This is a genomic window from Mycolicibacterium pyrenivorans (assembly GCF_025821625.1).
Taxonomy (GTDB): domain Bacteria; phylum Actinomycetota; class Actinomycetes; order Mycobacteriales; family Mycobacteriaceae; genus Mycobacterium; species Mycobacterium pyrenivorans.
In genome coordinates this window covers 1-11,979 of sequence record NZ_JACKSH010000224.1, presented here as the reverse complement: position 1 = coordinate 11,979, position 11,979 = coordinate 1, and the positions used below count along the sequence as shown (strand labels likewise).

The 11,979-nt window shown below is 68.8% G+C and carries 12 protein-coding genes; 10 read left to right on the top strand and 2 right to left on the bottom strand.

The features are described from left to right. Positions 1-37: 37 nt before the first annotated feature. Together H7I57_RS24425 and H7I57_RS24420 are read right to left on the bottom strand one after the other, a co-directional pair. Positions 38-577 carry a hypothetical protein gene (locus tag H7I57_RS24425; protein WP_264026679.1) on the bottom strand — a complete coding sequence of 180 codons (540 nt, stop codon included), beginning with the start codon at positions 575-577 and terminating at the stop codon, positions 38-40. Positions 578-633: 56 nt separating this feature from the next. Next, on the bottom strand, positions 634-1,473 hold the full coding sequence (locus H7I57_RS24420) for an aldo/keto reductase (RefSeq protein WP_264026677.1): 840 nt from the start codon (positions 1,471-1,473) through the stop codon (positions 634-636). 184 nt (positions 1,474-1,657) lie between these two features. Between H7I57_RS24420 and H7I57_RS24415 the strand changes: the two genes are divergently transcribed. From H7I57_RS24415 to mutM, 10 genes are all read left to right on the top strand, one after another. Next, the gene (locus tag H7I57_RS24415; protein WP_372510370.1) at positions 1,658-2,800 is read left to right on the top strand and encodes an alpha/beta hydrolase; all 1,143 of its coding nucleotides are present in this window, start codon (positions 1,658-1,660) and stop codon (positions 2,798-2,800) included. A 31-nt stretch (positions 2,801-2,831) separates the two neighbouring features. Then, complete coding sequence (locus H7I57_RS24410) at positions 2,832-3,593, top strand: DsbA family protein (protein ID WP_264026675.1); 762 nt, start codon at positions 2,832-2,834, stop codon at positions 3,591-3,593. Next, positions 3,590-4,225 (top strand): vitamin K epoxide reductase family protein, encoded by a 636-nt coding sequence (locus H7I57_RS24405; protein WP_264026673.1) that lies wholly within the window; start codon positions 3,590-3,592, stop codon positions 4,223-4,225. The genes H7I57_RS24410 and H7I57_RS24405 overlap by 4 nt, the downstream gene beginning before the upstream one ends. Before the next feature lie 30 nt (positions 4,226-4,255). Further along, on the top strand, positions 4,256-7,708 hold the full coding sequence (locus H7I57_RS24400) for a pyruvate carboxylase (RefSeq protein ID WP_308204398.1): 3,453 nt from the start codon (positions 4,256-4,258) through the stop codon (positions 7,706-7,708). Then, positions 7,705-8,271 (top strand): 16S rRNA (guanine(966)-N(2))-methyltransferase RsmD, encoded by a 567-nt coding sequence (gene rsmD, locus H7I57_RS24395; protein ID WP_264026727.1) that lies wholly within the window; start codon positions 7,705-7,707, stop codon positions 8,269-8,271. Before H7I57_RS24400 ends, rsmD begins: the two co-directional genes overlap by 4 nt. Positions 8,272-8,307: 36 nt before the next feature. After that, positions 8,308-8,790, top strand: a complete 483-nt coding sequence (gene coaD, locus H7I57_RS24390) for a pantetheine-phosphate adenylyltransferase (protein ID WP_264026672.1) — start codon at positions 8,308-8,310, stop codon at positions 8,788-8,790. 123 nt (positions 8,791-8,913) lie between these two features. After that, the gene (gene sepIVA / locus H7I57_RS24385) at positions 8,914-9,651 is read left to right on the top strand and encodes a cell division protein SepIVA (RefSeq protein WP_264026670.1); all 738 of its coding nucleotides are present in this window, start codon (positions 8,914-8,916) and stop codon (positions 9,649-9,651) included. A gap of 30 nt (positions 9,652-9,681) precedes the next feature. Then, positions 9,682-10,296, top strand: coding sequence for a YceD family protein (locus tag H7I57_RS24380; protein WP_264026668.1), 615 nt, complete (start codon positions 9,682-9,684; stop codon positions 10,294-10,296). Beyond that, complete coding sequence (gene rnc / locus H7I57_RS24375; protein ID WP_264026667.1) at positions 10,293-11,000, top strand: ribonuclease III; 708 nt, start codon at positions 10,293-10,295, stop codon at positions 10,998-11,000. The genes H7I57_RS24380 and rnc overlap by 4 nt, the downstream gene beginning before the upstream one ends. A 6-nt stretch (positions 11,001-11,006) precedes the next feature. Next, entirely contained in the window at positions 11,007-11,882 is an 876-nt protein-coding gene (mutM, locus tag H7I57_RS24370; RefSeq protein WP_264026665.1) for a bifunctional DNA-formamidopyrimidine glycosylase/DNA-(apurinic or apyrimidinic site) lyase, read from the top strand. Positions 11,883-11,979 lie beyond the last annotated feature (97 nt).

Sequence of the window (11,979 nt, the reverse complement as noted above, 5' to 3'; positions counted from 1 at the left end):
GAATGCGACGGCGGAGCGTGTGGTGAAGGTGAGGCCGCTACGCGGCAGCGATGACCCGCGGGGGAGCCCGCATGCCGAGACCGGTGGTGAACACCGGTGCGACGGCGACGTCGTTCACCGTCCGGCGAACGATGAGGACAGCATGACGTGGCGCGCGCATCGCGAAAAGGCGCAGCCAGCACAACACCGACGAGCAGACGACATACAGGTATTCGGCAGCCGTGATCGCCACGCCCAGGACCACCGCGGCCCCGAGATGGGCGGCGGCCATCGACACGTCCATGTCGAACGCGCTTCCGGCGTGCTGATGGCCTGCCGTCGTCAGGGTCGCGTGGCCCACCAACTGGGCGGCGCACAGCGCGGTGGTGGTGGCCAGCAACGCGGCGCCGCGTCCGTCGACGCGCACGAAGCTCAGCAGCGTCCCGACGGTGACGCAGGCCAGCAGCGCCATGACCGAGGCGCCGCCGCTGGGAAGTGCGCCGCCGGCGCCTGCGTGCGCGCCGACCGTCATCACCGCCGACGTCCCGCCGACCAGGGCGCCGCTCAGCCACCGCGCACGTGACGTCGGTGTTCCCACGTCGCGCACCTTACCGGCTGAACTACTACAGGGCCTAGTAGAGGGTCTCGTCGGTCTCAGGCGCCGTTGTAGGTCTCGGGATCCGGGCGGAACCTGGTGCCGTCGTCGAGGCCGTTGAGGACCGTCATCTGCTCGTCGGTCAGCTCGAAGTCGAACACCTCGAGGTTGGACTTGATCCGCTCGGGTGACGACGAGCGCGGGATGACGACGTTGCCCAGCTGCAGGTTCCAGCGGATCAGCACCTGGGCGGCCGTCCTGCCGTGCGCCTCGGCGACACCGGCGACGGCGGCGTTGTCGAGGAGGTTGCCGACGCCGAGCGGGCCGTACGCCTCGGTGACGATGCCGTGCTGGGCGTTGACGGCGCGCAACTCGGCCTGATTGAGCAGCGGGTGGGTCTCGATCTGGTTCACCGCGGGGGTGAAGAACGACAGGTTGATGATGTCGTCGAGGTGATGTTCGTGGAAGTTGCAGACACCGATGGAACGGGTGTCGCCGACCTCCTTGGATTTCATCAGGCCGCCCCAGCTGTCAACGTATTTGCCCTGCTCGGTGGCGGGCCAGTGGATCAGGTACAGGTCGACGTAGTCGAGGCCGAGCCGCTCGAGGCTGGCCTTGAGCGCGTTCTGGGAGGCCTGGAAGCCCTGATCCTCGGTGGCCAGCTTGGTCGTGACGAACAGCTCGTCGCGCGGTATCCCCGACTGGGCGATCGCGCGGCCGACGGCGGCCTCGTTGCCGTACGCGGCCGCCGTGTCGATCAGCCGGTAACCCGCCTCCAGCGCCGCCGCGACCGAGGCTTCGGTCTCGGAATCCGACAACTCGCCCACTCCGAGACCGATCACCGGCATCGTGTGGTCGTCGTTGAGTGTGACGGTGGGAATCGCTGCCGCCGAAGTCATGTCACCTACCCTGCTGAAGTGGAATGCTCGTCCACCGGGTCCCGTCCGAATTGGCTTGTGATCGGCCGGGACACCGACGTCGCCGATGACTATATTGCCGTGTACCTACCACTCCTAATCATCGCCGTCCCGGGAGTTTCGTCCAGGTCCCCGCGGTAGTGTCTGGCCGGACGATGGAGCTGACATGACACAAACCACGGCGGGCCGGATGCCCGTCACGGGCAACCCCGAAGCCGTCACGGCCCAGCCGCGGGCACGCCGGCACGTCGGTGCGATCGACGCCGTCGCCAACAAGGTCGCCGGGGTCACGCTGCGGGGGCTGCCGCACATCCCGGAGCGCGTCAAACGCCTGCTGCTCGGGGGGCGGTCGATCACGCTCGACGGCAACACCCTCGACACGACCCTGCAGCTCATGCTCGCCGGCCAGCAGGCGCTCGGCCTGGACGGACTGGTCGGCGACGACGACTTCGTGGCCGCGCGTGCCCAGTTGGAGCGGCTGTCGGCCGGCTTCAAGAAATACATCCCGGTGTCCGCGGTGACCGATCTCACCGTCGATGGCGCCGTCGGCCCGATCAAGGCGCGGCACTACCGCACGGACGAAGCCGACGCGCCGCTGCTGGTCTTCTACCACGGCGGCGGCCACGTGATCGGCAGCATCGCCACCCACGACGACCTGTGCCGGGAGATCTGCCGGACCGGCCGCGTGCACGTCCTGTCGGTCGACTACCGGCTCGCCCCCGAGCACAAGGCGCCCGCGGGCTCCGACGACGCGTACGCGGCCTACCTGTGGGCCTGCGAGCACGCCGCCGATCTTGGCGCCGATCCGCAGCGCATCGCGGTCGGCGGTGACAGCGCCGGTGCGAACCTGGCCACGCTGGTGTCGCTGCGCGCCCGAGACGACAAGGCGCCGTCACCCGCGTTGCAGTTGCTGCTGTACCCGGTGACCGACTACAAGGGACAGACCCGCTCGAAGACGCTGTTCGCGCACGGGTTCTTCCTCACCCGCCACGACATCGACTGGTTCACCGAGCGGTTCCTCGGCGGCGCCGACGTCGAGGAGTCCGACCCGCGGGTGTCGCCGCTGCTGGCGGACGACCTCTCCGGACTGCCGCCTGCGCTGGTCGTCACCGCCGGCTTCGACCCGTTACGGGACGAGGGCAGGCACTACGCCGAAGCGATGCGTCGCGCGGGAGTGCCCGTCGATTACCGGGAGTACGGATCGCTGGTGCACGGTTTCGCCAACTTCTTCCCGCTGGGCGGTGGCAGCGCCACCGCGACCGCCGACGTCATCTCGGCGATGCGCGCGCATCTGACCCGCACCCGCTAACTGCGCGGGGCGCCGCCGGTACTCTTGTGCCGTGGCCACCAAACCCAAGAAGAACGCGCGCTACGACCTGAAGGCAGCCGACCGTAAGCGCAACCTGTTCATCCAGATCGGTCTGACCTCGGTCGTGGTGATCTTCGCGGTCGCCCTGGTGCTGTACATCGTGATGGGCGCCGACGACAAGCCCACCGCAGGCGAGGCCGAGGCGATCAGGGTGGAGTCGACCAGCCTGATCAAGAAGGAGGGCACCGAGGAGCCCAAGGCCGTCGTGTCTCTCTACGAGGACTTCCTGTGCCCGGCGTGCGGCAACTTCGAGCAGCAGTTCGGGCCCACCATCGGCCAGCTCATCGATTCCGGTGCCATCGCCGCCGACTACTACATGGTGAGTATCCTGGACCGGCCGCAGAACCAGAACTACTCGTCGCGATCCGCCGGCGCCGCGTACTGCGTGGCCTCCGAGTCCAAAGACGCGTTCCGGCGATTCCATGCTGCGCTGTACGCCCAGCAGCCCAGCGAAGCCGGAACCGCCTATCCGGACAACGCCCGACTGGTCGAGATCGCCCGTCAGGCCGGAGCCGGGGGCACGGTTCCCGAGTGCATCAACAAGGGCACCTTCGTCGACATGGTCAGCGGCCTCGCCGCGGCCACCGAGGTCCAGTCCACCCCGACGATCCGCATCAACGGCGAGGACTACCGGCCCAGCACGCCGGACGCGCTCGTCGCCAAGATCAGGGAGATCGTCGGTGACGTGCCCGCCCTTGATGCGGTGGCGCCCGCGCCCGCGCCGGCGTCATGACCGTCACCGCGCCTGACGCGGTGTCGCCGACCGATCCGTCGGCCGGCGAGCCGACGGAGGTCGCGGTTCCCAGGAGCAGCGCCCTGTGGGTGCTCATCGCCGGTGTCGTCGGGTTGGCCGCGGCGATGACGCTGACGATCGAGAAGATCGAACTGCTCATCAACCCGGACTACGTGCCGTCGTGCAGCATCAACCCGGTGCTGTCCTGCGGGTCGGTGATGGTCACCGACCAGGCGTCGCTGTTCGGTTTCCCCAACCCGTTGATCGGCGTGGTGTCCTTCACCGTGGTGGTCGTCACGGGCGTGCTGGCCATGGCCAAGGTGAGCCTGCCGCGCTGGTACTGGGCGGGCCTGGCCACCGGCACGCTGCTGGGCGTGGCGTTCGTGCACTGGCTGATCTTCCAGAGCCTGTACCGGATCGGCGCGCTGTGCCCCTACTGCATGGTGGTGTGGGCGGTGACGATCCCGCTCCTCGTGGTGACGGCCTCCATCGCCCTCCAACCTCACCGCAGCGGCTCCGCAGCTGTGAGGTTTCTCCACACTTGGCGCTGGTCAGCGGTGGTGCTGTGGTTCACCGCGGTGCTTCTGCTGATTCTCGAGCGTTTTTGGAACTACTGGTCGACTCTCCTCTGATTTGTCGAGCGACGACGGTTAAGGTGAACCGTGACCGCTCGGATCTCGAAAGTCCTCGTTGCCAATCGCGGGGAGATAGCAATCCGCGCCTTCCGCGCTGCCTACGAGATGGGCATCGCGACGGTGGCGGTCTATCCCTACGAGGATCGAAACTCCCTGCATCGGCTGAAGGCGGACGAGTCCTACCAGATCGGTGAGATCGGACATCCGGTCCGGGCGTACCTGTCCGTCGACGAGATCATCCGGGTGGCCACCCAGGCCGGTGCCGATGCCGTGTATCCGGGGTACGGCTTCCTGTCGGAGAATCCTGAACTGGCCGCGGCGTGTGCCGCGGCCGGCATCACGTTCGTCGGCCCCAGCGCCGGCGTGCTGGAGCTGACGGGCAACAAGGCCAGGGCGATCGCGGCCGCGCGCGCCGCCGGCCTGCCGGTGCTGGCGTCGTCGGCGCCGTCGGCCTCGGTGGACGAGCTCGTCGACGCCGCGCGCGACATGGACTTCCCGATCTTCGTCAAGGCCGTGTCGGGCGGCGGCGGTCGCGGCATGCGCCGCGTCACCGATCGCGCCGCGCTGGCCGAGGCCGTCGAGGCCGCCAGCCGCGAGGCCGAGTCGGCGTTCGGTGACCCGACGGTGTACCTCGAGCAGGCGGTCCTCAACCCGCGCCACATCGAGGTGCAGATCCTGGCCGACACCACCGGCAACGTGATGCACCTGTTCGAACGCGACTGCAGCGTGCAGCGCAGGCACCAGAAGGTCATCGAGCTCGCGCCCGCCCCGAACCTGCCGCAAGAGTTGCGGCAGAAGATCTGTGACGACGCGGTCGCGTTCGCCCGGGAGATCGACTACACGTGCGCGGGCACCGTGGAGTTCCTCCTCGACGAGCGCGGCCACCACGTGTTCATCGAGTGCAACCCGCGCATCCAGGTGGAGCACACCGTCACCGAGGAGATCACCGACGTCGACCTGGTCGCCAGCCAGCTGCGTATCGCGTCGGGGGAGACGCTCGCGGATCTGGGCCTGAGCCAGGAGTCGCTGGTCATTCGTGGTGCCGCTATGCAGTGCCGGATCACCACCGAGGACCCGACGAACGGGTTCCGCCCCGACACGGGCCGGATCACCGCCTACCGCTCTCCGGGGGGCGCGGGTATCCGCCTGGACGGCGGGGCGGTGTTGGGCGGGGAGATCGGTGCGCATTTCGACTCGATGCTGGTCAAACTCACCTGCCGGGGGCGCGATTTCGGGACCGCGGTGTCGCGGGCGTACCGCGCGCTGGCCGAGTTCCGCGTCCGCGGGGTGTCGACGAACATCCCGTTCCTGCAGGCCGTCATCGACGATCCCGACTTCAGGGCGGGCCGGGTCACCACCTCGTTCATCGACGAGCGGCCCTATCTGCTGACGGCGCGCTCACCCGCCGACCGCGGCACCAAGATCCTCAACTACCTGGCCGAGGTCACCGTCAACCAGTCGCACGGCCCGCGCACGTCCACCGTCTACCCGCACGACAAGCTGCCGCAGGTCGACCTCGATTCGATGCCGCCCCGCGGCAGCAAGCACCTGCTCTCGGAGGTGGGGCCCGAGGCGTTCGCGCGGTGGATGCGTGAGTCGAAGTCCGTCGGCGTCACCGACACGACGTTCCGCGACGCGCATCAGTCCCTGCTGGCGACCCGAATCCGGACGTCGAGCCTGTTGATGGTGGCGCCCTACATCGCCCGGATGACCCCGCAGTTGCTGTCGATCGAGTGCTGGGGTGGTGCGACGTACGACGTCGCCCTGCGGTTCTTGAAGGAGGACCCCTGGGAGCGACTCGCCGCGCTGCGCGAGGCGGTTCCCAACGTCTGTCTGCAGATGCTGCTGCGCGGCCGCAACACCGTCGGCTACACGCCCTACCCGGAGTCGGTGACCCAGGCGTTCGTGCAGGAGGCCACCGCCACGGGCATCGACATCTACCGGATCTTCGACGCACTGAACAACGTGGATTCGATGCGGCCGGCGATCGACGCGGTCCGCGAAACCGGCACGGCCGTCGCCGAAGTCGCGATGTCCTACACCGGGGACCTCTCCGACCCCGGCGAGAATCTCTACACCCTGGACTACTACCTCAAGCTCGCCGAGCAGATCGTCGACGCCGGAGCGCATGTGCTGGCGATCAAGGACATGGCCGGTCTGCTGCGGCCGCAGGCCGCGGCTCTGCTGGTCCGCTCGTTGAAGAGCCGATTCGACCTCCCGGTGCACGTGCACACACACGACACTCCGGGCGGGCAGCTGGCGACCTACCTGGCGGCGTGGCAGGCGGGCGCGAGTGCCGTCGACGGCGCGTCGGCGCCGTTGGCGGGTACGACGAGCCAGCCCGCGCTGAGCTCGATCGTCGCGGCGACGGCGCACACCGAGTACGACACCGGGCTGTCGCTGTCGGCGGTGTGCGATCTCGAGCCGTACTGGGAGGCGTTGCGAAAGGTGTACTCGCCGTTCGAGTCCGGCCTTCCTGCACCCACCGGTCGGGTCTATCACCACGAGATCCCCGGTGGTCAGCTGTCCAATCTGCGCCAGCAGGCCATCGCGTTGGGGCTCGGCGACCGCTTCGAGGAGATCGAGGCGAGTTACGCCGCCGCTGACCGGATCCTGGGCCGGCTGGTCAAGGTGACCCCGTCGTCGAAGGTCGTCGGCGACCTCGCGCTGGCGCTCGTCGGGGCGGGTATCACCGCCGACGAATTCGCTTCGGATCCGGAGAGATTCGACATTCCCGATTCGGTCATCGGGTTCCTGCGCGGCGAACTGGGCGATCCTCCCGGCGGCTGGCCGGAGCCGTTGCGCAGCAAGGCGTTGGCCGGGCGTGCCCCGGCCAAGCCGCAGGCCGCGCTGAGCGAAGAGGACGAGGAGACGCTCCAGCAGGGCGGGCCGAAGCGTCAGGCCGCGCTGAACCGGTTGCTCTTCCCCGGGCCGACAAAGGAATTCGAAGCGCACCGCGAACTCTACGGTGACACCTCGAGCCTCTCGGCCAACCAGTTCTTCTACGGTCTGCGGCACGGTGACGAGCACCGGGTCACGTTGGAGCGCGGTGTCGAGCTGCTGATCGGACTCGAGGCGATATCCGACCCCGACGAGCGCGGGATGCGCACGGTGATGTGCATCATCAACGGCCAGCTGCGACCGGTCGTGGTTCGCGACCGCAACGTGGCCAGCGAGGTGCCCGCCGCCGAGAAGGCCGACCGGAACAACCCCGACCACGTCGCTGCGCCGTTCGCCGGCGTGGTCACCGTCAACGTGTCCGAAGGCGAGGCCGTGCAGGCCGGCCAGTCCATCGCCACGATCGAGGCGATGAAGATGGAGGCCGCGATCACCGCGCCCAAGGCGGGCACCGTCACACGTGTGGCGGTGTCGGCGACCGCACAGGTCGAAGGCGGGGACCTGCTCGTGGTGGTCGGTTCGGCGGGCAGGAGCGATGGGCCCACGCGCGAAGCGCAGGGGACGACCCGGGAATCATCCTGACCCGCATCGTCGCCGGCGCTCTGGGAGGGCGCCGAATCGCGGTGCCGCAGCACAGGTCCGGGCGGGGGACGCGCCCGACCACCGACAGGGTGCGGGAGTCGCTGTTCAACCTGTTGGCGGCGCGGATCGACTTCGCCGGACTGGACGTCCTCGACCTGTACGCCGGCTCGGGGGCGCTGGGTCTGGAGGCGCTGTCCCGGGGTGCTGCCACCGCGCTCTTCGTGGAGTCCGACGCGAAGGCGGCGGCGGTGATCGCCCAGAACATCGCGGCGCTGGGCGTTCGGGGGGCGTCGGTGCGCCGCGGCACCGTGGCGGCGGTGCTGGCCGCAGGCGCACCGCGGCCGGTGGACCTGGTGCTGGCGGATCCGCCGTATGAGGTCGACGACACCGCGGTGGTCGACGTGCTCGTCGCGCTCGCGGGCTGCGGATGGACTCAGCCGGGCACCGTGGCGGCGCTGGAGCGCTCGGCGTCGGGTCCCGAGATCGTCTGGCCGGTCGGGTGGTCGGTGTGGACCGCCCGGCGGTACGGCGACACCCGCATCGAGGTCGCCGAACGCGACTGAGCTGCCCTGGCGGTCGGGCTGCTAGCGTCGACCTCCATGAGCGGAGCGGTGTGCCCGGGATCCTTCGACCCGGTGACCCTCGGTCACATCGACGTCTTCGAGCGGGCGTCGGCGCAGTTCGACGAGCTCGTCATCGCCGTGCTCGCCAACCCGAACAAGAAGGGCATGTTCAGCGTCGAGGAGCGGATCGCGCTGATCGAGGAGTCGACGACCCACCTGCCGAACGTGCGTGCGGAGGCGGGGCAGGGCCTCGTCGTCGACTTCGTCAAGGGCCGGGGGATGACGGCGATCGTCAAGGGTCTGCGCACCGGAACCGACTTCGAGTACGAACTGCAGATGGCGCAGATGAACAAGCACATCGCCGGTGTCGACACGTTCTTCGTCGCGACCAACCCCCAGTACTCGTTCGTCTCGTCCTCCCTGGCGAAAGAGGTCGCGATGCTGGGGGGCGACGTGTCCGCCTTGCTGCCCGCGCCGGTGAACGCCCGCCTGCAGGACAAGATCGCCGCGCGCGGCTGACCCATCGGTTGACATAATGCTGGGTAGAAGCAATTGGTAACGACACACCGGTGCCGGTAGCCGAGTCACAGGCGTAACACCAGGCACACTGGTCACTGTCAACTACGCCTGGAGGGTGTTGCCGTGTACCGAGTTTTTGAAGCGCTCGATGAATTGGGCGCGATCGTCGAAGAAGCCCGCGGCGTGCCGATGACGGCAGGCTGCGTCGTGCCGCGCGGTGATGTCCTGGAGTTGATCGACGACATCAAGGACGCGATCCCCGGTGAACTCGACGACGCGCAGGATGTGCTCGACGCGCGCGACTCGCTGCTGCGGGAGGCCAAGGAGCACTCGGAGTCGACCGTGTCGACGGCCAACGCGGAGGCCGATTCGATGGTCAACCACGCCAGGGCGGAGGCCGACCGACTGCTCGCCGACGCCAAGTCGCAGGCGGACCGCATGGTCGCCGAAGCGCGCCAGCACAGCGAACGCATGGTGGGCGAGGCCCGCGAGGAGGCCAACCGGATCGCCGCGACGGCCAAGCGCGAGTACGAGGCCACCACCGGCCGGGCCAAGTCCGAGGCCGACCGGTTGATCGAGAACGGCAACCTGACCTACGAGAAGGCCGTCCAGGAAGGCATCAAGGAGCAGCAGCGCCTGGTGTCGCAGACCGAGATCGTGGCCACCGCCACCGGGGAGGCCACCCGGTTGATCGACTCCGCGCACGCCGAAGCGGACAGGCTCCGCGGCGAGTGCGACATCTACGTCGACAGCAAACTCGCGGAGTTCGAGGACTTCCTCAACGGCACGCTGCGGTCGGTCGGCCGCGGCCGCCACCAGTTGCGTACCGCCGCCGGGACCCACGACTACGCGGCTCGCTGACGCCCGGGGGGCCGACCGTACGATACGTGCATGGTCAGGCATGCGAACGCGGCCGCGCGCCGGGGATCACGGTCGCCGCTGGTGATCGACATCGCGAGGCTCGGGAGGCGGCCCGGCTCGATGATGACCCTCGAGACGACGGTCGCCAGCCCGTCGCGCATCGGGCTGGACCTGATCGCCGTCGCCGAGGGGGCGCCGCTGGAACTCGACCTGCGCCTGGAATCGGTGTCCGAGGGTGTGCTGGTCACCGGCACGGTTTCGGGGCCGACGTCGGGCGAATGCGCGCGGTGCCTGCAGCCGATCACCGGTGAGGTCGAGATCGAGCTCACCGAGCTGTTCGCCTATCCCGACAGCACGACCGACGAGACCACCGACGCCGACGAGCTCCACCGCGTCCGCCACGAGGGCGGTTCCGAGTCCGTGGACCTCGAGCAGCCGATCATCGACGCGGTGGCAATGGCGCTGCCCTTCTCGCCGGTATGTGGACCGGACTGTGCCGGGCTGTGCCCGGAGTGCGGTGTCCCGCTGGCCGCCGCGGGGCCCGACCATCACCACGAGCAGATCGACCCGCGATGGGCCAAGCTGGCCTCGCTTCGCGAGCAGGGCGACACCGAGCCTCGCGAGCAGGGCGGGGACGACTCGTGACGGTGGAGCGCGCGCGCCTGCTGAAGGCGCTGGGTGTCGACCTGCCCGACGAGCTGCTCACGATGGCCCTGACCCACCGCAGCTATTCCTACGAGAACGGCGGGCTGCCCACAAACGAACGCCTGGAGTTCCTGGGGGATTCGGTGCTCGGCCTGACCATCACCGAAGAGCTCTATCACCGGCACCCGGACCGATCCGAAGGCGATCTGGCCAAATTGCGGGCCAGCATCGTCAACACCCACGCCCTCGCCGACGTCGGCCGCCAGCTGTCCGACGACGGTCTCGGTGCCTATCTGTTGCTGGGCAAGGGCGAAGAGAACTCCGGCGGCGCCGACAAGTCGAGCATCCTGGCCGACGGCGTCGAATCCCTGCTCGGCGCAATCTATATCGAACACGGCGCGGTCGTGGTCCGGGAGGTCATCCTCCGGTTGTTCGGCGATCTGCTCGACACCGCGCCGACGTTGGGTGCGGGCCTGGACTGGAAGAGCAGCCTGCAGGAGTTGACCGCCTCGCGGGGGCTGGGGGTGCCGACCTACCTCGTGACTTCCACCGGCCCGGACCACGACAAGGAGTTCACGGCGTCGGTGGTGGTCGCCGAGAGCGAGTACGGCACGGGCGTCGGCCGCACCAAGAAGGAAGCCGAGTTGAAGGCCGCCGCCGCGGCGTGGAATGCCCTCTCCGGTGATCTGACCTCGGCGGACTGAGCCCCGATGCCCGAGCTTCCCGAGGTCGAGGTCGTCCGGCGGGGTCTGGCCGAGCACGTCGCAGGCAAGGTCATCACGGCTGTGCGCGTGCTTCATCCCCGCGCCGTGCGGCGCCACGAGGCCGGCCCGGCAGACCTGACCGCCCAACTGCTCGACGCCACCATCACCGGAACGGGTCGCCGGGGAAAGTACCTGTGGCTGACGTTGGGTGAGGAGCGCGCCCTCGTCGTGCACCTGGGCATGAGCGGGCAGATGCTGTTGGGACCGCGGACGGGAGGAGCGGAGACAGCACCGGTCCCCAACGAGAACCACCTGCGCATCGCCGCGCTGCTCGACGACGGCACCACGCTGAGCTTCGTCGACCAGCGCACGTTCGGCGGGTGGATGCTCGCCGACCTCGTCACCGTCGACGGAACCTCCGTTCCGACACCTGTCGCGCACATCGCGCGCGATCCGCTCGACCCGGAGTTCGACCGGGACACCGTCGTGACGGCGTTGCGGCAGAAGCATTCTGAGATCAAGAGGCAGCTGCTGAACCAGGCTGTGGTGTCGGGGATCGGCAACATCTACGCCGACGAGGCGCTGTGGCGCGCCAAGGTCAACGGTGCCCGGCTCGCCTCCGGGCTGCCCCGGCGCAAGCTCGGTGAACTGCTCGACGCGGCCGCCGAGGTGATGACCGACGCGCTGGGGCAGGGCGGCACGTCGTTCGACTCGCTGTACGTCAACGTCAACGGCGAGTCGGGGTACTTCGACCGGTCGCTGGACGCCTACGGTCGCGAGGGGGAGCCGTGCCGGCGCTGTGGAGCGATCATGCGGCGGGAGAAGTTCATGAACCGCTCGTCGTTCTACTGCCCACGCTGTCAACCCCGCCCACGCGCCTGACCCCGCCGGAATTGCATTCCAGCCAATGTGACCTTGCGGTCGCCCGTTCCGGGGTGAAAATGGGCTGGTGGTCGCCTTGCGACGCCGTGTCTGCATG